Annotated in this window: 24 protein-coding genes and 1 riboswitch; of the genes, 11 read left to right on the top strand and 13 right to left on the bottom strand. The window is 47.3% G+C overall.

Annotated elements, in window-relative coordinates; translation table 11 throughout:
• Nucleotides 1-272 precede the first annotated feature (272 nt).
• Nucleotides 273-851, top strand: coding sequence for a type 1 glutamine amidotransferase family protein (locus FN782_RS11495; RefSeq protein ID WP_142505951.1), 579 nt, complete (start codon nt 273-275; stop codon nt 849-851).
• Nucleotides 852-1,208: 357 nt separating this feature from the next.
• On the opposite strand, the gene FN782_RS11490 is transcribed toward FN782_RS11495, so the two are convergent.
• Both FN782_RS11490 and FN782_RS16885 read right to left on the bottom strand, forming a co-directional pair.
• Entirely contained in the window at nt 1,209-2,066 is an 858-nt protein-coding gene (locus tag FN782_RS11490) for an EcsC family protein (protein WP_142505973.1), read from the bottom strand.
• Nucleotides 2,067-2,237: 171 nt separating this feature from the next.
• Nucleotides 2,238-2,393, bottom strand: a complete 156-nt coding sequence (locus tag FN782_RS16885) for a hypothetical protein (protein ID WP_185956251.1) — start codon at nt 2,391-2,393, stop codon at nt 2,238-2,240.
• A 264-nt stretch (nt 2,394-2,657) separates the two neighbouring features.
• Here FN782_RS16885 and FN782_RS11485 point away from each other — a divergent pair, with 264 nt between their 5' ends.
• The 3 genes from FN782_RS11485 (at nt 2,658) to FN782_RS11475 (ending at nt 8,650) form a co-directional block, all read left to right on the top strand.
• Nucleotides 2,658-3,011, top strand: a complete 354-nt coding sequence (locus FN782_RS11485; RefSeq protein ID WP_142505950.1) for a hypothetical protein — start codon at nt 2,658-2,660, stop codon at nt 3,009-3,011.
• Between the two features lie 86 nt (nt 3,012-3,097).
• A riboswitch (SAM riboswitch) is annotated at nt 3,098-3,206 on the top strand.
• A gap of 88 nt (nt 3,207-3,294) precedes the next feature.
• Nucleotides 3,295-6,771: a methionine synthase gene (gene metH / locus FN782_RS11480; protein ID WP_142505949.1), complete on the top strand. Its 3,477-nt coding sequence runs from the start codon at nt 3,295-3,297 to the stop codon at nt 6,769-6,771.
• Entirely contained in the window at nt 6,761-8,650 is a 1,890-nt protein-coding gene (locus FN782_RS11475) for a bifunctional homocysteine S-methyltransferase/methylenetetrahydrofolate reductase (RefSeq protein ID WP_142505948.1), read from the top strand. Before metH ends, FN782_RS11475 begins: the two co-directional genes overlap by 11 nt.
• Nucleotides 8,651-8,922: 272 nt before the next feature.
• On the opposite strand, the gene FN782_RS11470 is transcribed toward FN782_RS11475, so the two are convergent.
• Nucleotides 8,923-9,261 carry a hypothetical protein gene (locus tag FN782_RS11470; RefSeq protein WP_142505947.1) on the bottom strand — a complete coding sequence of 113 codons (339 nt, stop codon included), beginning with the start codon at nt 9,259-9,261 and terminating at the stop codon, nt 8,923-8,925.
• 206 nt (nt 9,262-9,467) lie between these two features.
• On the opposite strand from FN782_RS11470, the gene FN782_RS11465 reads away from it, so the two are divergent.
• Together FN782_RS11465 and FN782_RS11460 are read left to right on the top strand one after the other, a co-directional pair.
• Complete coding sequence (locus tag FN782_RS11465) at nt 9,468-10,436, top strand: 4-hydroxy-3-methylbut-2-enyl diphosphate reductase (RefSeq protein WP_142505946.1); 969 nt, start codon at nt 9,468-9,470, stop codon at nt 10,434-10,436.
• A 386-nt stretch (nt 10,437-10,822) separates the two neighbouring features.
• Entirely contained in the window at nt 10,823-11,143 is a 321-nt protein-coding gene (locus FN782_RS11460) for a YbjQ family protein (RefSeq protein ID WP_142505945.1), read from the top strand.
• Between the two features lie 128 nt (nt 11,144-11,271).
• Here FN782_RS11460 and FN782_RS11455 read toward each other — a convergent pair whose 3' ends face one another.
• The 4 genes from FN782_RS11455 to FN782_RS11440 all read right to left on the bottom strand — a co-directional run bounded on the left by FN782_RS11455 (nt 11,272) and on the right by FN782_RS11440 (nt 13,197).
• Nucleotides 11,272-11,451: a hypothetical protein gene (locus FN782_RS11455; protein ID WP_142505944.1), complete on the bottom strand. Its 180-nt coding sequence runs from the start codon at nt 11,449-11,451 to the stop codon at nt 11,272-11,274.
• A gap of 88 nt (nt 11,452-11,539) precedes the next feature.
• Nucleotides 11,540-12,238, bottom strand: coding sequence for a tetratricopeptide repeat protein (locus FN782_RS11450; protein ID WP_142505943.1), 699 nt, complete (start codon nt 12,236-12,238; stop codon nt 11,540-11,542).
• Nucleotides 12,239-12,273: 35 nt separating this feature from the next.
• Nucleotides 12,274-12,639: a winged helix-turn-helix transcriptional regulator gene (locus FN782_RS11445; RefSeq protein ID WP_142505942.1), complete on the bottom strand. Its 366-nt coding sequence runs from the start codon at nt 12,637-12,639 to the stop codon at nt 12,274-12,276.
• 243 nt (nt 12,640-12,882) lie between these two features.
• Nucleotides 12,883-13,197 carry a DUF1811 family protein gene (locus tag FN782_RS11440; protein WP_142505941.1) on the bottom strand — a complete coding sequence of 105 codons (315 nt, stop codon included), beginning with the start codon at nt 13,195-13,197 and terminating at the stop codon, nt 12,883-12,885.
• A gap of 105 nt (nt 13,198-13,302) precedes the next feature.
• Here FN782_RS11440 and FN782_RS11435 point away from each other — a divergent pair, with 105 nt between their 5' ends.
• On the top strand, nt 13,303-14,232 hold the full coding sequence (locus tag FN782_RS11435) for an alkaline phosphatase family protein (protein WP_142505940.1): 930 nt from the start codon (nt 13,303-13,305) through the stop codon (nt 14,230-14,232).
• A 10-nt stretch (nt 14,233-14,242) separates the two neighbouring features.
• Entirely contained in the window at nt 14,243-14,629 is a 387-nt protein-coding gene (locus FN782_RS11430; protein ID WP_142505939.1) for a hypothetical protein, read from the top strand.
• A 21-nt stretch (nt 14,630-14,650) separates the two neighbouring features.
• On the opposite strand, the gene FN782_RS11425 is transcribed toward FN782_RS11430, so the two are convergent.
• Nucleotides 14,651-15,004 carry a L,D-transpeptidase gene (locus tag FN782_RS11425; protein WP_142505938.1) on the bottom strand — a complete coding sequence of 118 codons (354 nt, stop codon included), beginning with the start codon at nt 15,002-15,004 and terminating at the stop codon, nt 14,651-14,653.
• Nucleotides 15,005-15,102: 98 nt separating this feature from the next.
• Here FN782_RS11425 and FN782_RS11420 point away from each other — a divergent pair, with 98 nt between their 5' ends.
• Nucleotides 15,103-15,438, top strand: coding sequence for a DUF2512 family protein (locus FN782_RS11420; protein ID WP_185956250.1), 336 nt, complete (start codon nt 15,103-15,105; stop codon nt 15,436-15,438).
• On the opposite strand, the gene FN782_RS11415 is transcribed toward FN782_RS11420, so the two are convergent.
• Nucleotides 15,435-15,917: a DinB family protein gene (locus FN782_RS11415; protein WP_185956249.1), complete on the bottom strand. Its 483-nt coding sequence runs from the start codon at nt 15,915-15,917 to the stop codon at nt 15,435-15,437. The genes FN782_RS11420 and FN782_RS11415 overlap by 4 nt on opposite strands.
• Nucleotides 15,918-16,129: 212 nt before the next feature.
• Between FN782_RS11415 and fabI the strand changes: the two genes are divergently transcribed.
• Together fabI and speD are read left to right on the top strand one after the other, a co-directional pair.
• Nucleotides 16,130-16,900, top strand: a complete 771-nt coding sequence (fabI, locus tag FN782_RS11410) for an enoyl-ACP reductase FabI (RefSeq protein WP_142505936.1) — start codon at nt 16,130-16,132, stop codon at nt 16,898-16,900.
• A 194-nt stretch (nt 16,901-17,094) separates the two neighbouring features.
• Nucleotides 17,095-17,499, top strand: a complete 405-nt coding sequence (speD, locus tag FN782_RS11405; RefSeq protein ID WP_142505935.1) for an adenosylmethionine decarboxylase — start codon at nt 17,095-17,097, stop codon at nt 17,497-17,499.
• A gap of 99 nt (nt 17,500-17,598) precedes the next feature.
• On the opposite strand, the gene ptsP is transcribed toward speD, so the two are convergent.
• The 4 genes from ptsP to FN782_RS11385 form a co-directional block, all read right to left on the bottom strand.
• Nucleotides 17,599-19,311, bottom strand: a complete 1,713-nt coding sequence (gene ptsP / locus FN782_RS11400) for a phosphoenolpyruvate--protein phosphotransferase (RefSeq protein WP_185956248.1) — start codon at nt 19,309-19,311, stop codon at nt 17,599-17,601.
• Nucleotides 19,312-19,333: 22 nt separating this feature from the next.
• Nucleotides 19,334-19,603, bottom strand: coding sequence for an HPr family phosphocarrier protein (locus tag FN782_RS11395; RefSeq protein WP_142505933.1), 270 nt, complete (start codon nt 19,601-19,603; stop codon nt 19,334-19,336).
• A 129-nt stretch (nt 19,604-19,732) separates the two neighbouring features.
• A complete protein-coding gene (locus FN782_RS11390) occupies nt 19,733-20,071 on the bottom strand; it encodes a PTS sugar transporter subunit IIB (protein ID WP_142505932.1) in 339 nt (112 codons plus the stop codon).
• 247 nt (nt 20,072-20,318) lie between these two features.
• The gene (locus FN782_RS11385; protein WP_142505931.1) at nt 20,319-22,961 is read right to left on the bottom strand and encodes a sigma 54-interacting transcriptional regulator; all 2,643 of its coding nucleotides are present in this window, start codon (nt 22,959-22,961) and stop codon (nt 20,319-20,321) included.
• Between the last annotated feature and the right edge of the window lie 204 nt (nt 22,962-23,165).

Here is a 23,165-nt window from a genome sequence, read left to right as displayed (position 1 = left end):
AAAAACATGAAGCTACACTGGCGGTGTAGAGGTCAGCGATCCCGCTATACTCAAAAACCAAACCCTCGTATTTACGGGGGTTTTCGTGTTTTTAATGTAATGATTTACGGAGTGGAAAATCAAATTGACCACATTTTGACAACAAGCTTTGGTCGATACTTCACAGGAATTGGGCTTCAACATAGCTTGACTAACGAACATATGTTTTCATACACTGAAGTGGAGAGTTAGCTAAGAGGGTGTAATTCATATTATTGTAAGGAGATATTGACATGAAAAAAGTGATATTTTTTATTTTGGACGAGTATGCAGATTGGGAAGGTGCTTACTTAGCTCCTGAACTGATGAAAACCGGAAAGTATGTGGTTCAAACGGCTTCATTGAGGAAAACACCAGTAAAATCGATTGGTGGATGGACTACACTGCCAAACTACGACATTACGAATATACCGAATGATTATGAGGCGATAATTCTTATTGGTGGGAATTCTTGGGGGATTGATGATCACAGGATCGTAAATCTGATAAAAGATTCGTTAGAAAATCGTGTTGTTACCGGGGCGATTTGTGGAGCAGTGGACTTTATGGCTAAAAACGGATTACTCAATGAGTATAAGCATACAGGGAATTCATTAGAAATGTGGTCAGAGTATCAACGTTACACAAATCGGAATCATTTTATTAGACAACAGGCCGTTAGAGATCGAAATCTTGTTACAGCAAATGGATCTGCTTCGCTTGAATTTGCAAAAGAAATTTTGCAAGCTTTACACGCAATGGATCACAAAGAGATACACGATACCTATGCATTTTACAAATTAGGCTATTACGAATTTTTGAATAAACATTAGACGATGCAGGTGAGTAGCTTTACTGAGCTGTTCAGCGGCAGCAACTCTGACATTTGTAAACGGAGCGGTAAACTCAAGAAGATAAAGCATTACGCAAAGGATTCACTGCTCAGTGCGTTTATACTTCTGGATCTGGGGCTATTAAATGAAACGGACGCTGGGGCTTCAACGTCGCTTCTTGCTGTAACGCTTTTCATACAGTCTAGGAAGGGGTGAGCAATAACACGTACGCCTCCCCCTTTGCCGTAAAATTGGCTTAGGCGTATATAGATCTCAAAAAGCCGGACGGGGATGATATTAAGCATCTCTGCCCGGCTTTTTGGTTTTTAAGAAACACTTATCCATCCATTGAACCGATCATCCTAGCATTTCTTTTTTTCTCAAGGCATCCAGCTTTTCCAGAATGCGACGTTTCCGGTACAGCATTTGTCCCGCTTCCGCCACTTCCTCAATGATGGACTTGTTCATCCAGGCACCAAAGAGAGCACCGGCGATGGGAATCATTTGAAACAGCTTTTTCCATCCATAGTTATCGCGATAAACCGTGATGACTTCTCTCCACCCTTGAATCTGGGAGAAGGATTCAGGTTCCGCATTTCCATGGTGATAGTCGGATAGATTTTTTAAGACGGCCTGTTTTCCGACATAATCAGCGGAAGCGAATTGCAGGCACTGAACGATAAAAATGCGTTCTTTTTTTTCTCTGGGGTTATAGCCATAGGAAAGAGCCATTTCCTGAATGATCTTCAAGGAAAGACCAAGCAGATACGGGATGTCAATGGCAAGGGTGAAGACACCTCCCAAGCCAGTGGCAGCACCCTGATAGATGGCTTGCTGGGTCCGGGCTTCCTTCATTTTGTCGGATACTCGGTTCATCACGGTCAATGGCAAGGCAGGAACATGCTCCAAAGAGAGCGATTTTATGGAGGGACCGGCTTCATCGGCCAGCATGTCCAATATCTCTTGTTCATTGATCAGGTATTGGCCACCCGTTTGAATATAGGCTCCAAGTTCGTCAAGCAACTTGCCGATCCGTTTTTGTATGATCCGGGGGGTGATTCGATCCAACAGTACAAAAGGATAACGACCGATTCGTTCCCAAAACCACAAATCTTTTTGTTCGTTTTCCCAACGGATAATCAATTGAAGTTCATCTTCCAATTGTTTTTGGGAATCTTCTGCATTCTGGGCGTACAGAGCAACCACCTCATCCATCGGTTTCCTGTGAATCACAGTACGTATTTTAGTATAGCCTGTTGGAAGTAGAATGGACAGGGGGATAGAGCAATCCATTGTGAAAAAACATCTTTGAAGGTTTATGGAAACGTCTGACGGTGAGTATGGGGTAATTATTGAATGAAGACAATAATGCCTAATCTGATCCTCTCAATCCGTGCACACAGGTTTTTCCCGTGGGTGTTTGTTTTGCTTGGGAGTGGGTTGATGTTTTGCCAGCTCCATTTCTTCTTTAAAATACCAAATGCCCATAAACAGCAGAACACCAACCACAAACAGGAGAATGCCCAGATCCAGAAGCGTCATGAGGGATCAGCACCTTTCGTTCCTTTGTCTTAAAGGTAACACATCCAACAGTATGCTTTTTTAAGCCTGTGTTAATTCCTGTTGTATTTCTTGTTTCAAAGGAAAATTGTACATATGGGGAAGGGGTTTCCCTGTGAAAGGGAATGGATGAGTGCTTTTCAGTGATGAGGTAAAACATTTGATATGAAGAAACCGCATATTTTCTGAATAGAATAACGATATTTCGCAGTGGTCATACTGGAGAAAAAAAGGGGGGGAGATGCAATGGAATGGACTAACGGTTATGTAATCGTTCCATGGAACTCAATCCTTGGAATAAGCAAACCTCCTATCAAAGGAGACTTCATTCAATATACGCAACGGTATGCTCTGGTGGATCGTATTGGAAAAGGATTGGTGGGAAACTACCTTTCAGTTATGGAGGCGTCTTGGGAAGCGACTGTTCGATATGCCCAAGAGGTGCATAACTATCATGTGGACCCAATGAAGTGGAGGCCAGCGGCTATTGAACTGGCATCCTGCTTTTATTCCACAGAAGAACTGGCTTGGATGACCGATCGTGAGTTGGGAGATTTGCTTCATCAAACGGATTGGTATCAACTGAAAACAGGAAGCTGATGGGTTCTTAAGGGTTGACAATTGTACGATCTTTCCATATAGTAAATAGAAATTAAATGTTGTTCACAAATGGATATTCTTGATTTCTCTTATCAAGAGTGGTGGAGGGACTGGCCCGATGAAACCCGGCAACCTACTGTGCATGCACGGTGTGGTGCCAATTCCTGCAGAGTAAAAATCTCTGGCAGATGAGAGATCCGTGTTGTATGAAACCAACGATCAGGATCTTTCATCTTCCAGGATGAAGGATCTTTTTTATTTTTTGTAAAGGGTTGATGAATCCATGGTGGGCACAGAGGGGAAAAAACCGATTCAAGAGCGAATGAAAGAGAAGATCCTGATTTTGGATGGGGCGATGGGTACCCAACTGCAAGTGATGGATCTTTCGGCAGATGATTTTGGAGGAGAGGCCTATGATGGTTGTAATGAATACCTGAATATCACACGCCCTGAGATGATTGGCAACATCCATGAACGATATTTGGAAGCCGGAGCGGATGTGATTGAAACCAATACCTTTGGAGCTACATCTGTAGTGTTGGCAGATTATGGTCTGGAAGATCATACAGAGGTGATCAACCGTGAAGCGGCGGTCTGTGCTGTAAAAGCGGCCGAACGATACTCCACACCACAGCATCCCCGGTATGTGGCAGGAGCATTGGGGCCAACCACCAAGACTCTGTCAGTTACAGGCGGGGTGACGTTTGATGTGTTGGTTCAGGCGTATCGGGAGCAAGTCCGGGGCTTGATCCAAGGAGGGGTGGATGTTCTTCTATTGGAAACCGCTCAGGATACACTTAATATTAAAGCGGCAGGGATCGGAATGGAGCAGGCTTTCAAAGATCTGCAAAAGGAGCTTCCCCTGATGATCTCCGGTACGATTGAGCCCATGGGTACGATGTTGGCTGGTCAAAATGTGGAAGCTTTTTATCTGTCTATTCAGCACCTCCATCCGATTACCGTGGGATTGAATTGTGCGACAGGACCGGAGTTTATGCAGGATCATCTGCGGACGTTATCAGGTTTGGCACATTGTGGAGTCAGCTGTTATCCCAACGCCGGCCTTCCTGATGAAGACGGGAATTATCATGAGACACCGGAAGGGCTGGCCAAAAAATTGGCTGCTTTTGCGGACAGGGGTTGGCTAAATGCTGCTGGAGGATGCTGTGGAACGACTCCGGAGCATGTTCAGGCCATAGCAGAAGCGTTGGAAGGAAAGGTTCCACGCCAGCCCCGAACAGAACCACTGTCTGCCATATCCGGAATAGAACCGTTGTTTTTGGAAGCGGACAATCGGCCTGTTCTGGTTGGAGAGCGGACCAATGTCATTGGGTCCCGAAAATTTAAGAGACTGATTCAGGAGGGGAAATACGAGGAGGCTTCCGAGATTGCCCGACGTCAGGTAAAGGGCGGAGCGCAGGTGATTGACATTTGTTTGGCTGATCCAGACCGGGATGAGGCCGAGGACATGGAGAAGTTCCTACACTATGCGGTCAATAAAGTAAAAACGCCTTTGATGATCGATTCTACAGATGCGACGGTGGTAGAGCAGGCTCTGAAGATGTGTCAGGGCAAGGGAATCATTAACTCCATCAATCTGGAAGATGGTGAGGAACGTTTTTCAGAGATGGTTCCTCTGATTCATCGTTATGGAGCAGCGGTGGTTGTCGGTACCATCGATGAAGAGGGCATGGCTGTCACTGCGGATAAAAAATTGGATGTCGCCAGACGTTCTTATGATCTTCTGGTGAATCAATACGGAATCCCGCCGGAGGACATCATTTTTGATCCACTCGTTTTTCCCGTTGGAACGGGTGATACGGCTTATATTGGCTCCGCTGGAGAGACAGTGAAGGGAATCCAGCGAATTAAGGATGTTTTACCCGCCTGTGGGATTGTGCTCGGTGTTTCCAATGTCTCTTTTGGACTGCCTCCGGCCGGTCGGGAAGTGTTGAACGCTGTTTTTCTCTACCACTGCACCCGTGCAGGATTGGACTACGCTATTGTCAATACGGAGAAACTGGAGCGTTATGCCTCCATTCCTGATCAAGAAAGAAAATTGGCAGAGGATCTGTTATTTCAAACGGATGCAAACAATTATGATGCGGTTTTGGCGGAGTTTACCGCTTTTTACCGGGAAAAGAAACCAGAGAAAAAAGCGATTGAAAAAAACCTGTCGCTGGAGGAACGACTGGCCGGTTATGTGGTGGAAGGAAGTAAGGATGGCTTGATTCCCGATCTGGAAAAGGCGCTTGAAAAATACCAACCGTTGGAGATTATTAATGGTCCCTTGATGGAAGGGATGGATGAAGTGGGACGTCTCTTTAACGACAATCAGCTTATTGTGGCAGAAGTTTTGCAAAGTGCTGAAGTGATGAAAGCGTCGGTAGCGTTTTTGGAGCCGTATATGGATCAAGCAAGTACGGAGACGAAAGGAAAAGTGGTGCTGGCAACCGTTAAAGGGGATGTTCATGATATTGGAAAAAACCTGGTGGAGATCATTTTGTCCAACAATGGGTATCAGGTGGTAAATTTGGGAATCAAGGTTCCACCAGAGCAGTTAATTGAGGCTTGCAGGCGAGAAAAGCCGGATATGGTGGGTTTGTCGGGATTATTGGTCAAGTCTGCCCAACAAATGGTTCTTACGGCCCAGGACATGAAAGAGGCAGACCTGGACCTTCCCATCTTGGTGGGCGGAGCAGCGTTGACTCGGAAATTTACCGATCAACGAATCGCTCCTCAATATGACGGATTGGTTCTGTATGCCAAAGATGCGATGAACGGTCTGGAGTTGGTCAACCGCTTGAAGGATTCAAAGAAGCGTCAGCATCTGGCGGACGAATTGCGCCGTACGCGGCAGAAAGCGTCCCAACGGGAGGAAAAGCGCCGTTCCCTGGAGGAGGAAAAGGGCGGTGTGGCTGTTGCGGTTCGTACATCCACAGTGGACCGAAATGCTCCGGTTTACCTCCCTCCAGACATGGAGCGCCATATCCTGAGGGATTATCCTCTTTCCTATCTGGAGCCTTATATCAATAAACAGATGTTGTTTGGAAAACATTTGGGTCTGAAAGGAAATGTGGAGCAGCTTCTATCCGAGGGGGATCAAAAGGCCGTTACCCTGAAACGGGAGTTGGATGATATGATTACGGATCTCCGAAACAACGAGGGGATTCGAGCAGATGGAATCTACCGATTTTATCCGGCTCAGTCCGATGGGGATACCATTCAAATCTATGATCCGGAATATCCGGGAGAAAAAATTCTGGAAACCTTCTCCTTTCCCCGTCAAAGCAAATCTCCCTATCTTTCGTTGACCGATTTTCTGCGCTCAAGGGATTCAGGCGTAATGGACTATGTTGGTTTTCTGGTGGTGACTGCTGGCTCAGGAATTCGCGAATGGGCGGAGAAGTGGAAAGAGGCAGGGAATTATCTGCGTTCGCATATGGTTCAGGCATTTGCTCTTGAGCTGGCGGAGGCCTTCGCCGAACGCCTCCATCATATCATGCGGGATCGCTGGGGATTTCCAGACCCTGCAGAGATGACGATGCGGGAGCGTTTTTCTGCTCGTTATCAGGGAATTCGGGTATCATTCGGCTATCCAGCCTGCCCGGATCTGGAAGATCAAACCAAACTGTTCCGGTTGTTAAGACCGGAGACAATCGGTGTGCGATTGACGGACGGTTTTATGATGGAGCCGGAAGCGTCAGTTTCAGCCATGGTGTTTTCCCACCCTGAAGCGAGATATTTCAATGCAATGTGAGAGAGGGGGAAGAAGTGTGGCGAAACGTCAGGATCTGGGCACTGCCCTGACGGGCTCATTGTTGGTGGGGGACGGAGCGATGGCCACTTATTTGTATCAATTGGGTATTCCTGTGGGGATACCGGTGGAAGAGCTTTCTCTGACACGCCCTCAGTGGATTGAGAAGGTACACCGTCGTTATCTTCAAGCCGGGGCGAAAATCCTGGAGGCAAATACGTATGGTGCCAACCGAGAGCGTCTGGCTCGATATGGATTGGAAGGAAAAGTGACTCGTATCAATCGGGAGTCTGTGGCGATTGCCCGGCGGGTTGCGGGGGATACTGCTTATGTCGTCGGAGCGGTGGGTTCCATTAATGCCGGTCGCGTCCCCAATTGGTCCCGGTCAGAATACCGGGATCTGTATGAAGAGCAGGTAACCGCTCTCCTGTATGCCGGTGTGGATGGTTTGATCCTGGAGACCTTTCTGGATCTGGAGGAATTGATTTTGGCACTGGAGACGGCCCGAACACTTACAGAGAAACCGATTTTGTGTCAAATCACGATGATGGAAGTGGGACGAACCCGCGATGGATATACCTTAACGGACGCTTTCGAACAGTTGAAAAAACATGGTGCTGATGGGGTGGGACTCAATTGTCGACAGGGGCCGTTAGAAATACAGCGAGCACTAGAAAAAACGGTGGTTCCCCAAGGGCTGATTCTTTCCGCTTATCCCAATGCAGGTCGGCTTGGAATGACGGATGAGGGGTTCCAATACGCTTCCACACCGGACTATTTTAAAGATCGGGCTATGGCTTTGCGCGAACAGGGTGTTCACCTGATTGGAGGGTGCTGTGGCACCACGCCGGATCATATTCAGGCCATGTCTGAAGCCCTTGAGGGCTTATCTCCCATGCCACGGATAAATCCGGACTTGGTGGAAGAGAAGATGGAACGCCCTCGGTTGGAGGTGCGCACCCAACCCACTTTGGTAGAAAAGGTGCGCAATGAGACAACGGTTATTGTGGAATTTGATTCCCCAAAAGATTTGGATATTCATGATTATCTATATGGTTGCGAACAGTTAAACAAATCAGGAGTGGATGCCATCACTTTAGCAGACAATTCTATGGCGACCACCCGAATGAGCAATATGGCTCTTGCTTCTATTATGAAACAACGGACAGAATCGGAGCCTTTGGTCCATATTACCTGCCGGGATCGAAATCTGATCGGTCAACAGTCGCACCTGATGGGGCTTCATGCACTGGGAATCCATCAAATTTTGGTGATTACGGGCGATCCGACCCGGATTGGGGATTTACCGGGGGCCAGTTCCATTTATGATGTAAATTCTTTCGATTTGATCCGCATGGTAAAACAATTGAATGAAGGAATCTCTTTTTCAGGTAAGCCGTTGAAGCAGAAGGCGCAATTTGTAGTGGGAGCCGCGTTTAACCCCAATGTTTCGCGGATGGAAGCGGCAGTGGGAAGATTGAAGAAAAAGGTGGAAGCTGGAGCGGACTATATTATGACCCAACCCGTCTATGATGTGGAATCCATCCAAAATGTTTATCAAGCGACAAAAGAGATTCCTGTTCCCATTTTTATCGGAATTATGCCATTGACCAGCTACCGAAATGCGTTATTTCTTCATCATGAACTGCCTGGGGTGAAAATTCCGGATCGGGTGATCAAGCAACTGGAAGGGATGAATGCATCTCAGGCACGTGTTCTCGGAGTGGAAATGGCCAAAGAACTGTTGGATGAGGCCATGAAATATTTCAAAGGGATCTACCTGATCACTCCTTTTCATTATTGGAAGATGACAGCGGAGTTAACCCGGTATATCCGGAGCCGACAAAAGCAGAAGACTCCTGTTGCGTTCGAACAGAAGTGATATGTTCACTTTCTTTGGAGTATATTTTTTCCTGTACAAACCGGTAGACTTTATAGTATATCTTGGTAGAACTGAAATTCCTTCTTTTGGAGAGGAGGCTTGGGATTGTCTTTTGCCGGTTTGTTGAATACGGAGATTCTGTTGTTTTTTATGATGATCGTTTCTGCGATTCTGATGGTTCTTTATATTCGGGAACGAGGAAAAAACAAGAACAAATAAGATCCAAATAACAAAACCTCCCTGAGAAAAAAGGGAGGTTTTAAACAACGGACTTAACAGCCACAATGGCTGCTTTCACGGTACATATCGCAACTGGAACTTTCATAAGGTGGGGCTCCACATTGCATCATATAGTCTTTCATCATCTGACGCTCCATCCGGTGGCACATTTTCATGTAATTGTACATCATATGTGGATTCATGTAGGTTCCCATATGAGGGTTCATATCCATATGATAGGGATTCATGTCCATATGATGAGGGTTCATCATTGGCATGTAGGGCATGTGCATGGGCGGGCACTTGGGGGGCATGGGTGGATATTTTGGAGGCATCGGTTTTTTCTTGTATGGATATTTGGGGTGCATGGGCTTTTTCGGTTTTTCACCCACGGGAATCACTCCTTTTAAGTGGATAAAATCTCAGGATACAATGCATTTTATGTTTTTTCTGGGGCAACTGTACCTGTTAAACATGCCTATTTTCAATGAAGTACTTGTTAAAACCGGGTCTTGTTTCTCCTTGGTCATCCCTTTGAAATGCGATATAATGACAGGGAATGTTTTTGAACGGCCAACAGGTCGGGGAGGGAATACCGATGGATGTATTGCGAATTACCCCCCGGGGTTATTGTTACGGTGTTGTGGATGCCATGGTATTGGCCCGTGAGGCGGCTAAAAACCTGGATCTTCCACGCCCGATTTATATCTTGGGAATGATTGTTCACAATCAGCATGTTGTAGAGGCTTTCAAAGAAGAGGAGATTATTACTTTGGACGGCGAAAGCCGACTGGATCTTTTGGAAAAAGTGGACAAAGGAACGGTTATTTTTACAGCACACGGAGTATCTCCGGAGGTCAGAAAGAGGGCCCGCGAAAAGGGTTTGACTGTGGTGGATGCCACTTGTCCGGATGTGACACGGACACATGATCTGATCCGGGAAAAAGTGGCTGAGGGTTATGAAGTGGCATATATTGGCAAGAGAGGCCATCCTGAACCGGAAGGAGCGCTTGGCGTGGCACCAGGTCACGTCCATCTGATCGAGAGAGAAGAAGATGTGGAAACACTCAACATCCGGTCTGATAAAATCATTATTACCAATCAGACAACAATGAGTCAGTGGGATACCCGCTTGTTGATGAAAAAGGTCCATGAGAAGTATCCTCATGCTGAGATTGTAAATGAAATCTGCCTGGCCACTCAGGAACGGCAAGAAGCGGTGGCCGAACAAGCGGGAAAGACCGAATTGGTAATCGTTGTGGGTGATCCACGCAGTAATAATTCTCGGCGTCTGGCTCAGGTAGCGAAAGAGATAGCCGGAGTGGAGGCTTATCGGGTCAGCGATGTCACAGAAATCGATGTGGAATGGTTGAAAGGAAAAAGTTATGTAGGAGTTACAGCTGGAGCCTCTACACCAACACCGATTACCCGTGAAGTAATCAAGTATCTGGAGCAGTTTGATGAGAATGATCCTTCCACTTGGACACCGGAACGGACGCTTAGAAAAGGAAAGCTGCTTCCTCCAATACGCAAAAAGCGTACTGCGAAAACAAGGTCAAACGGATAAAAAAGCGCTGCCGTCATGGCTAAGTTTTCATGCTTGCCATTCAAGCCGATTGAATATGCTGGGTGGCTTGGGATGTGTACTGGAATCCTCGATCGCATTGGAGAGGTTCTGACACATCCTTTCTTTTTTGGACAACGTGCTTTGGGGGAGTCTGGATGGTTCTGGGTTTCTTGCTTTGATTCCCTGATGGTAATCTGGAAGCAGTGAGTCATGGTGAGGGACTGAGTGGTTTTGTTATGAAAGAATGGTTAAAATATGATTGATGTTGGCGTCGCTCGAACTGGATTTTTTATCCTGTTCTTCATTGATGTCTTGTTCCTGTCTACTGTTTCTAACGCTTTAGACTTGAATGTTGGAATAGGAAAGAAAAAAGGAGGAAGAAAAAAATGATGATCGTGACGACTGAACAGGTGCCCAACCGAACAGTCAAGGAATTGAAGGGCTATGTAAAGGGAAGCACAGTTCGGGCAAAACATATTGGTCGGGATCTTATGGCCGGTCTTAGAACGCTGGTGGGTGGTGAAATCAAAGATTACACCGAAATGATGGCAGAGGCACGTCAGATGGCTATTGAGCGGATGGTAGAAGAGGCGGAAAAAAAAGGAGCCAACGCTATTGTTGCCTTTCGCTTGCAAACCTCTGCTGTGATGGATGGGGCTTCTGAGATTATTGCCTATGGGACGGCCGTATTGTTAGAAGAGGAGTGATGTGGGGGAAGTATTGACAACCCACTTTGGCTTCACAGGTTTAGTACCTTTTTTACGGAAGCACCACCCCTTAAAAGCAGTCCATGCTTAAGGGGTGGTGCTCATTCATTGTTTCTGGAAATATTCTGTCAAATAAGAGGGTGTTGTGGATTTTGCTCTCTTCTTGAAACATAGGAGTAACATTGGTTCATCGAACCCCTGAATTCCACCCGATGGTCCCGCTTCATTGGATTATACCACTGGAAATACTGGTCTTCATGAAGAATGGACAGGGGATATTTTTCTGAATCAAGAATGACATAGTACATCCGAACCCACCTCCTATCCGGCAGTGTGGCCCAAATGCACGCTGGTTAATCATGGGCAGAACGATTTTTAAGCTTTTTCTAACATATTCTAGTTTTGGAATGGCTGAAAAAGAGGTTGAACGGTTAAACGCCATTTTGAACGCAGAGCCCAGGGACGTTCGGAGCGCTTTTTGTATTTGGGCAAGGATTTGTAGATTTCAATGGCTTCCTGGTAGGCGTTCCGGCTGTCACTTTGACGCCCCAAGTCCGCGTAGATTCGACCCAGATGATAGTAGGCCTCACTGGAGGAGGAATGGATTTCCGGGAATTTTTTCAGATAGAAAAGTGCCTTTTCCCGGTTTTTAGAGCGGTATGCCTCACCCAAATGCAGATAAGGCTCTCCGTAGTGAATTCGAGGGTCCTTTTCCAAAGCGTCAAGGATTGCTTGCTCACCCTCTGAAAGCCGTCCCAATTTCAAAAGGCATCGTCCAATGTTCGCCTGAACATCAGCCGAATCGGGAATGATATCTTGGACCTCTCGCAGAAAAGAGAGTGCTTCTTGGTATCGCTTTTTTTCCATTAGATATTCAGCCAATTCCTGTTTGTTTGAGGTATGATGGGGGTTTAACAACAGGTTCTGCTTTAATTGTCGGATGCGGCGGTTTCTGCGGATGGGTTGAACCATTCCGGGGAGTAAACCGATAAAACGCCGATCCAACAGATATAGGATGATGAAGAGAATAAATAGCGCAAAAAAAGGATTCCCTGTAATCAGCCACAGAATCCAAAAAATAAAAAACTTGGCCATAAACCATCCCTCCGCGATAAAAAAGAAGCCCGCTGTTATTGAGAACGCGGGTGATGTTCATCTTCTTCCGGGATCTCATCGCACCATTGTTCTGCCCAGGATTGTATCTCGTCCAACGCAGATTTCAGCGCTCTTCCTTTCTCGGTTAAGGCATATTCAATCCGGACTGGAGTTTCCGGATAGATATTCCGGGTTAAAATTCCGGCAAACTCCAATTCCTTGAAGCGTTCTGCCAACATTTTATCACTCATGTAGGGAATCATCGATGATATTTCCTTGAACCGTTTGGGCCCATCCAATAAGACTCGGATGATCAGTCCGTTCCATCGTTTGCCCAAAATCCGGAATGCATATTCAAACTTGGGGCAGAGTTTTTCGTTATGGGATTCAGGATTCTCCATTTGCACCACTCCTATCCCTATTTTATCATAATGGATTGAAGTTTGATGGGGGTTCACGGGAAGGCTGGGATGATGCTATGCCATACTCTGCGGCGATTGACTCCTCATTCATTTGCGGTTCACGAGGTTGCCCTTAAACTCCAGATCCTACGCTGGAGGATGGCAAAGGTCACTTAGGAAACCAATTATACTTCCAACCCCGAAATATTGTATCATGTTCCTCAAACGTCCTAAAATCGGGTTTCACGGTTGACGAACCCGTTTCATACTTCCGATCGGCACAGCAGAGGAATGGGTTTCATTTTCCCATCTTCCCCAAGCCATTACACCGTTTAATCGATCTACCTGAAACAGGCGTTCTTCCCCTTCTACTTCATACCATTTGCCAGGAAGGATGGTATCGGGATCCATAAGGTAGGATTTAGCAAAATGAATCTTTTGTCGGATAACAGCTTCCTCAAAGGGCATGGAGGTGCGCCGAGCTCGGAGTTCTTCTTTTTCCAGATTACGGATTTCTTCATGCAACTCATCATGGGTCATTTGGCTGTAGTGTTTCATGCAATCGCTCCCTCATGCAGGATAAACGTATTATACCAAATGAGGATCTGTGTTGTTCCTGTGATACAATGAAAAATAAACCCGTACAAAGGGGGAGCGTGCGGGATGACGGTTTATTTATTGTTTATTGACGGAGTCGGTCTGGGGGAGAAAGCTTCCTATAATCCTTGGTATACGGAACCCACCCCCGGTATACATAACATACTGGGTTCTCCCTTGGTTAGAGAAGCGGCAGGACGAGTGTCAACAGAGGTTTTGTTGCTGTCAACGGATGCCTGCCTGGGAGTGGAAGGACTGCCGCAAAGTGCGACAGGACAAGCGACCATCTTTACGGGTCGCAATGCTCCACAGGCTATGGGAGAGCATCAGAGCGGGCTTCCGTTTCGACGTCTCAGGGAATGGGTTCAACGGGAGAATCTGTATCTCCGGGCGGCTGTTTTGGGATGGCGTGCGACGTTTGCCAATGCGTATACGGAGGAATATTTTCACCTCCCCAAAACCAAGCGAGGATGGGTCTCGGTATCCACAGCTGCCATACAGAGTTCTGGACAACCTTTGCGAATGCTGGACGACTTGTTGGAGGGAAACGCTGTTTATCATGATTTAACCCGATGGACGCTTGCCAAGAGACGACCGGAAGTGGAGGTGATCCGCCCGGAAAAGGCAGCTCAAGATCTTCTGAATATTGGTGTGAAACAGGATTTGGTGGTTCACGAATTCTTTTTGAGTGATTTGGCGGGGCACCGACAGGATCGGGAGCTGATTGCAAAGGTGATCCAAGACTATGACCGGTTTCTGAAGGAGGTCATTCAGCGAATCGGTTCCGAGGATACGGTAGTACTGGTGAGTGATCATGGAAATAGTGAGGATTTTCGGTTCAGGACTCACACGGCAGCTCCTGTTCCCACTTTGGTGATGGGAAGATCTGTGGAAAAGGCCATTCAATTTACGTCTTCCCGTGAAACGTGGGACCTGACCGGAATCACCCCGCTTTTGCTTCATTTGCTATCGGACGTAGGGAAAACGAAAGGGTGAGGAGAATACAATGGCTGAGCGGTATGTACCTCAAGTGACAGAAGCGGCAATCCCTGTGGATGGCAGTTGGGCACATTTGAACGGGAAGAATGTTCTGATGATCCAGGTGCCGGATTGGAAGAATACAGTTCAACGATCTTTTGAAGGGGCGCGCAGGGTTTGGATGTATGATCGTAGGGAAGATGCCTATATCTTTTGCTTTCAATTGAGGGATGGGTCGGAATGGGCGGTTGCTTTTGCCAAAGATCATGGCGGTAGACTTCTGAGAGATGAGCGGGCCTATGGGTTCTTCTCCATTTTAATCACTTCAGATGATTTGGATCAGCTTACGGATGAAACGGGGATGCTTCTTTTTCAAGATCTTTACTTAAAACGACATCCCAAGGCCGGTTGGTGAAGGTGATTGTGATCATGTTAATTAAGGGCGGATGATCACCTGGGTTCCTATGGGCACTCGGCGGGCAAGGTTTTCCACGTCCCGGTTGAACATACGAATGCATCCTTTGGAGACCTGCTTTCCAATGGAGGCGGGATTGTTGGTTCCATGAATACCGTAACCCGGTCGGGATAATCCCATCCAAAAGGTTCCGTAAGGAGTCAATCGGCCGCCAGGTCGGGAATAAGGATAAGGAATCTTATTGATGATGCGGTATGATCCAGTTGGGGTGGCAGTCACCACTTTTCCCACGCCTACAGAGTAGGAGCGGATGATCCGATTTCCACTCATAAGATACAAAATGCGGTCTGATAAATCCACGATAATATATGGCATGAATAACCCCCTCCTTCACTCTTTATTTTATGGGTGAAGGAGGGGGTTGGTTCATTTTTTTCGATATACGGCATGCTAGTAAAAAAGGGGGCTGGATGATGAACTTTCTTTTAAAAGTGGCCATGTATACTACGGTTTTTCAAGGGGCTTATCTGCTGCTGGGTGGTCTGAACTATTCCACATGGCTTGTTTCGGCAGGGGTGATTCTCTTTCTGGCGACTGTGGGACATTTTGCCGATCAATGGATCTTGCCCCGCTGGGGGAACATTTTATCCACCATCTCCGGTGGTTTGTTTATGATTGCCGTGATTTGGGGAGTTCAATTTGTTTTTCCGGGATCAGAGGTTTATTTTTCAGTAGCTGTGGTAATCGGTGTGGTTCTTGGGATTGTTGAGTATCAAATGCATCAGGAACTGTTGGCAAAAGGCAGTTAATACAGATCAAACATGTTAACCGGATGTCCCAATTGCTTCAGATAATTAAACAACTGAGCTCGATGGTGAAAGACGTGGGTGACAATTTCCACTAACCATTTGGATTGTGTGGAGGCATAGTCCAAATAGAATGGACGTGTCTTTTTGTGCAGAAAGTCTTCGGTGGACAGACCTTTCATATAAGACTCCACTTCGTGGTAGCCTTTCTCCATAAGCGTGGATAACTGCTCTGCTGTTTGATAATTCAACGTTTTCTCCAGTGAGTGCACCTCTTCTTCGGACTGTTCCTGAAGAATGGCGAGATGAATCATTGGGGATAGAGCCAGGTGACGGGCCAGTTCCAGAAGGGACATCATATTTTCTCTGGGTCGGTAGGACCATTGCTGTGGCTCGATCTTGGAAAACAATTGTTGTGTTGTTCGAACCCCTGTTTTCAGTTCTTCCAACCATACGTCGCGCAAGATGGATACATCGGACATCAGAATCATCCTTTCATAACCGTAATAAAAGAACATATGTTCCTTTATGACTTATTCCACATTCATTCCTTCCATTCCTTCTTCGCAATGCAAAAAGATTGATGTAACAAGCGAATCAAATTGACATTCCTGATGGTTTCCGATACGCTGTTACTGGTTTAGTAGCAGGTACTAAAAACGGTGTTTGATACATAAGGAAGGGGCAGACGATTATGAACTGGATGGACGGAAAACGGGCTGTGATTATGGGAGTGGCCAATCAACGGAGCATTGCTTGGGCCATTGCGAAAGCACTCCATGATGCGGGGGCAGAACTGGCCTTTACCTATCAGGGAGAGCGTTTGGAGAAAAAAGTGAAAGGTTTGGTTGAAAAAGAGATGCCGGGTTCCCTCTGTGTTCCCTGTGATGTGACCTCAGATGAAGATATCAAAAATACCTTTGCGGTGATTGGTGAGAAGTGGGATCGCATCGATACCCTGGTTCACGCCATCGCTTTTGCCAAAAAAGAGGACCTGGAAGTTCCGTATGTGGAAACGTCACGGGACGGGTATGCCTTGGCTCAGGATATAAGCGCCTATTCGTTTGTGGCTAGCGCCAACGCTGCCCGTCCCTTGTTGAAGAACGGCGGCAGTCTGATTACACTTACCTATATGGGAGCGGAACGGGTGATTCCCAATTACAATGTAATGGGGGTAGCCAAGGCGGCTTTGGAGGCAAGTGTCAAATATATGGCTCATGACTTGGGTTCAGATAATATTCGGGTGAACGCCATTTCCGCAGGCCCCTTGCGCACACTTGCCGCCAAAGGTGTGAAGGACTTCAATTCCATGTTGCATGTGGTGGAAGAGCGCTCACCGTTAGGCCGGGGGATTGACGCTTCTGAGGTAGGTGACACCGCTTTGTTCCTGGCGAGCCACATGGCACGGGGAATTACCGGCGAAGTCATTCATGTTGACTCCGGATATCACATCATGGGAATGTAATTTTCCATTTAAAAAAGATTGCACCCTGCAAAAAAGTGTGGTAAGTTGTTTCTTGTGATATCGCGCTAGAAGGATCCAAGATTCACTGAAAGGGTTGGGACCTCTATGGACTAACCTTCCCCCGTGGTGAACGAGCAGATCCTAGCGGAATATTGGGCTCAATACCATATTTCCTAGGAAGGGGGCCGAAGGGGATGGAATATTCTACTTTCGGGCGTCATGTTGCCATGGATGCTTGGGGTGTCGATTTTGATCTGCTCAACGATGCCCCGCTGTTGGAGAAGCATATGAGAGCCGCTGCAAAAAAGTGCGGAGCGACGGTGCTGTCTTCACAATCCAAATTTTTTGAACCGCAGGGAGCGACGGTGCTCCTTCTCCTGTCGGAAAGCCATTTATCGATTCATACTTATCCGGAGAAAGGATTTGCCGCATTGGATTGTTACACTTGTGGCCATGACGTGGATCCTGTGATCGCCATTCGCTACATGGTGGATGTGCTGAAGCCCACGCAGGCGTTTGAAAAGGTGATGAAGCGTGGCGATGGACCCATCGAGGTGATCCAGCCGGATATGCCTATTCATGTCAAAAAAGTGATTTGAACCCTGAAGCCCAAACGCCTCCAACCAAGCGGAGGCGTTTTCTTCGTGCCAAAAAACAGGTGACATCCTGTATATTGCACAGGCGTCACCTAAAAAGCGTTACCGATTCTTTTCCACCAAGGAGCGGATTTCTTCCGAGCTGTTTCGCGTCAGTGCCTGATCGGATAGGCGTTTGGCTTTGTCCGTCTCGATCAGTCGGATGTTTTCCTTTACGTTTGGAATCGTTCCAGCACTCATGGAGAGTTCATCCAGCCCAAGACCGACCAACACTTCTGTCATTTTGGGATCACCGGCCAGTTCTCCACACATACCGGCAATAATTCCTTCTTGATGAGCCGCTTCGCAGGTTTGGCGCACTAGACGAAGGACAGCAGGGTGGATCGCATCATACAGGGGTGCAACCAACTCATTTCCCCGATCGGCAGCAAGCGTATATTGGGTGAGATCATTGGTGCCGATACTCATAAAATCCACCTCTTTGGCCAGGAGGTCGGCAATGATTGCAGCGGCGGGCACTTCAACCATGATCCCCACTTTGATGTTTTCAGCCGTCTGGGTCCCCTCATCTTCCAACTCTTTTCGAGCTTCTTTCAGCAAGTTCTTGGCTTGCCGAATTTCAGATACCGTTTCCACCATCGGAAACATAATCCATAAATTTCCGTGGACACCTGCCCGTAAAAGTGCACGAAGCTGGGTTTTGAAGATTTCAGGGTTCGCCAGGCAGAAACGAATGGCTCGATGACCGAGAAACGGATTTTCTTCCTCCGGCAGTTTAGCGTAGGGAAGGTTTTTGTCTCCACCAATATCCAGCGTTCGAATCACGACGGGTCGATCCCCAAATGCTTCCAGGACGGTTCGATAGGATTCATACTGTTCTTCTTCAGTAGGCCATTGACTGTTTTCGAGATACAGAAATTCAGTACGAAAGAGACCGACACCTTCAGCCCCATTCTGCAATGCACTGTCCACATCTGCGGGTCTGCCGATGTTGGCGAAGACCTGGATGCGCTTTCCATCAGACGTTACAGCATCTGTATCCGCTTTCTTCAAAGCCGCTTCTTGAAGTTCCCTCTGACGTTCCATCTCGCCCTGCGCTTTTTGCTCTGTGTCAGGGTCAGGGTTTACGATGATATATTCTTCATCTCCATTGACGATCAATATATCGTTGTCTTGAATCTTGTCCAACTCTTCTCCCAAACCGAGAACCGCTGGGATGCCCAGTGTTCGGGCCATAATGGCTGCATGGGCTGTCTTGCTTCCCCTGGCGGTTACCATGGCGGCAATTCCAGGTGGAAATTGGGCAGTATCCGATGGTGTCAGTTCTTCCGCCACAACAATACTCCCCGGTGAAAGAAGAGAGGGATCAAACGGGGCGATTCCGGCGAGAAGCAGATGAATCCGATGGCCTACGTCCCGAATGTCATCCGCTCTGGCTTTCATATACTCATCGGGAAGGGAAGCTAACATGTTGGACATTTCATCCGTAACTTCCCGGCAAATCGCTTCTGCGTTTTTCTTTTGATCACGGATTCGGTTTTTCATCTCATCGATGTATGCGGGATCTTCTAGGAATGAAAGGTGGGCATCAAAGATGGCAGCCTCTTTGTCCCCCATCCGCTCCTTTGTGACTTCCCGAAGGTGAGCAATTTGCTCCTTTGCTGAGCGAATAACCGTTTCCAATCGGGAGATTTCTTGATCGGTGTCTTCTACAGTGTAGATTTCAGTTTGGGGCTGTTCTTTCCGCCAGTGAACAGCTTTGCCAATCGCCAGGCCCGGAGAGGCCCCGATGCCGTTTAAATGCTTCGCAGACATACGTTCCCTGCCTCCCTCAAGGTTATTCATTGAAACCGGATTCAATCAGTTGGCGGAGCGTGGTCACGGCTTTTTCTGCATCCTCACCCTCTGCCTTTAAAGTGATTTCATCCCCTTTTTGGATGGAAAGAGACATGAGGCCCAGAAGGCTTTTGGCGTTTGCTTCCTTTCCGTTTTTAACCAGTTGAATCTCGCTTGAAAAATTTCCAGCTTCCTTGACCAAAAGCGCCGCAGGACGAGCATGCAATCCGGATTCGTTTTGGATGATTACGTTTTCCTGATACATATTCATCATTCCTTATCCGTTAGTTTTTCATGTCAAACTCCGGGGAAAAAGGTCATCATTCATTTATTTCAACCAGGTTGGGAGCCGATAAAATCGGAGCGTGACATGGGTTGAACTGAAAGCGAAACCCAGCGATCATCCTTGGTTGATTTCCAGGTCAGCTTTCAAAAGGTGAAGGATTTGGTCCAGTACGGCATCTCCGTCCATCGTTGCAAAAGAGCGAGGATCTACGGCTCCTAGCGCAATGCCGTCCCTCTTTGCAACAGATTGTAACTCTTTTTTCATATGGCGGACTTGAGGTTCAAGCAAAAGAACCTCAAATTGGGTGAGTCGATTTCGGAAATCCAAAATGCTGCCTGCCTCCACATCAAACGAAATGTTGCGTCGTTGAGCCGCTTCTTTCACTTTCTTCGCCAGGAGATGGGAAGTGCCTCCCAATCCACATATGATGAGCACCCGTAGGGGTTTTTTCATGGTACATTCCCCCTGTGGAATCAAGAAAGTGCGATCCCAGTCCGTTCCACTTTGACTAATATAGGCTCTTTCCTATCATGACCCGCTGAAAAAGTGTCATTCAGACGGATGATTTGCCAGACCTCATCCAAACCTCATTTAAATATAATGCAAAAATCATGCCAACTCAACATATCTCGCCAATAGGAATCAGTGTGCGAAGTGAAACATGGTTTTGCACAAAAAGTGTGTAGAAGTTTTGACACAGTTATATGACGGAAAGGCGTGAAAGATCTTCAGCCATTCCATCGGGAAAAGAGATTGAAAAAGCGGAGGAAAGCCGATTGAGAAGGTCTGTCCAAGCCTTGATCAGGGCAAAGGGAATCTGATTTTCTTCAGAAGAGTGTGCAATACGTTGAGGCACTTCTCCCTGGATAAGCCGATCCATTAAAGCTCCCAAATGCATCCAGAGGCCTGTCTCACGAGCAGGGTCCAGGTTTGCTGCCTGACGTACGGACGGCATCGTTTCTTTGAGAATTCTACAGAAAAGTCGAGGGTTCAGATGAGAAGTAGTTTCCATCAGACCTTGCTCCACCAGGGTGGGGATTTCCTCCACTTGCAATGAGGTTTCCTCACTTTCAGTCTCTCGATCATCCCGCGTTTTTTTCAATAAATCTTCCAGTCGTGCGACTCCCTCAGGCTGAAGCAATTCCCAGGCAGGAAAGAAGGGGACGTCGGGCAGATCCGGTTGCACCGTTCCCACGACCGCAAGAAGCTGGTGATTTTCCCGCAAGTGTTCCAACAGAGGGGAGCGACGGTTTTGAAGGTCGATTTGAACAGGACGGATCTCCACATCATCGTCTACGGTGGACAGATGTTCCTGTAGCCAGGAATCAAGAGTAAGGGCTGCCCCTTCCCCAGTCAGACAAACGGTTGCGATCAAACGACGTTTTTGCAGGTTTTGTTTGGAATCATCCTGATGAACAGAAATTCGCTGAACTGAACGGTTGCGGATGGTTTCTGTCAGTAAGGGAAGATCCCATCCCGGAAGAAGGGACCTGCGTCCGGCATCAATCACCATCGACAGATGAACATCCGCAATGGTTGAAACGGCGATTCCGGTTTCTTTGCTGAGCGATTCTCCCATCGTGGTGAGTGATCCCAGATCAACCAACATCAGGACTCCATGTCCTTCGTCGATTTCCCGCAGGGTTTTTGCCAACCGATTGTAAGCGACCGTGGTCGGTTGGTGCAGTGGAATATCCACTGCGTGAATGTGTTGTTCTCCCATCAAGGCATTGGCTACGTCCGCCATCGAGCTGGCCGATGCATCGCCGTGAGCGGCGACCAATACGGCGATTCGTCCGTTTTCAGGGGTTTCCACTCCATGTTGCAGAAGTCTGGCTATTCGATTTACCTCCACTTCAGGAAGGGGGTCTGAAAGGTATGGCAGGAGTGATTGGGCAATCAGTTCGGCGGCTTCACGGAAGGGAGGGGGAGAAGAAGATAGATTCCCTTCATCTGTTCGAGCCGGCTTTCCCGCTTTCACCCAAGCCTGAATATGAAGTGCAAGAGTTGTTAAGTAAGAGAGAGGGATCGTTCGTTCAAGAAGTGCTTCCACCTGGTTCCATACCTTACGAAAACAATCCATCAGCGATGCTTCCAAGAGACTGTTTTTTGGGGGAGCAGGGATGAATTGCGATGAATCGATGCGGGATTGGACAAAGGGTTCTGCCAACTGTTGCAGTTTGCGGGCTTTTTCGTATGCGCTCAGACCCTTGGACTCCAGTTCATGTTGAAAATGAACCAACCGGTCATAAAAGGATTGATCCATTTTTGGGGGTTTCTCCGCTAAGGAGTTGCCAAGGGAGGGTTGCTCATCGGTTGAGTCCCCATCCTTTATGTAACGCACAGAATGAGGGAGATCATCGGGAAGAATTGTGACCGTGGGTTCATTTCGATGGAGCCGACGCAGAAATGCTTGGGCACAGGCAATTTGAATGTCACTTTTCAGTTGTCCGACATTTCCCCGGCAATCATATGTCAAAAAAGCTTCCCGGCATTCCGGCTCCAGTATCGGCCTTGCTCCCATCTGTTCCCCTTCAATGGAGAGAAACAGGTTTACCAGTTGTTCCCTTTCCTGGCGGCTTCGTTTCCGAAGGGGGGGCAGTGTGATTTTAACCGGGAATCGGCGGGAAAGCGTTGGCAAAAGGGCGTGATCGGGAGGCTGCGTAGTTGCTCCGATCAAGAGAATATTGACGTTTCGTTGTTTACTTTCCCCCAATCGCCGATAATAGCCGGAGTCAATGAGGTGAAATAACATTTCTTGTCCGGCTTCAGGCAGTCGGTGGATTTCATCCAAAAACAGAAGCCCCCCGTTGGCCTGTTGGACAAGACCGGATCGGTCTGTATCCGCGCCGGTGAAAGCTCCTTTCTTGACTCCGAACAGGTGTCCCATCAGCAATTGGGGGTTTTGGGCGTATTCTGCACAGTTAAAAGAAACAAAAGGAAGATCGTGACCGAGGTATTGGGCGGTTACTTCTGCCAGATAACCCGCCATATAACTCTTTCCAACTCCTGTTTCACCATACAAAAGGATGGGCAATCCCCGTGGAGGGTACAACAAAGCAGCTTTCGCTTTTTCAACAATCGGTTGAAGGCTTTCTTGATCCTCAGGTTTAAGAATATTTGGTCGGCTCAACGTTTCCGAAGGTTTCTTAAGAGATGAAAACCGAACAGGACGGCCGGGGTGTTTTTCAACGACTCCCATTTGAACCAGTTGGTTAAGGTAGCGACTGGCAGTGGAGCGATCAATGTGAAGGAGAGAGGAAATTTCCTCTGCAGTCGTGCCTTCTTGATTGTTTTTTGTAATCCGGTACAGGGTTTGTTCTACCAAATCAATTTTTTTCACCGTTCATTCCCTCCCATACCCAATATCATACACAGATTGCACACAAAAAGAAGAGAAAACTCTATATATATTTTTTTACATTTCTATCCTTTATATGGAATTGAAAAGAGCTATATATATATTTGCATGTTTAATAGATGGGATGGTTTCAAGGTTTTCAGACGAATCTGGTCCAATTGCCCGTAATAGGTGAAAATCACCCTG

This window comes from Melghirimyces algeriensis (assembly GCF_900182565.1).
In the GTDB taxonomy this organism is placed as follows: domain Bacteria; phylum Bacillota; class Bacilli; order Thermoactinomycetales; family DSM-45169; genus Melghirimyces; species Melghirimyces algeriensis.
Note: the sequence above shows the minus strand (reverse complement) of the source record. Positions and strands in the feature narration are given on the sequence as shown.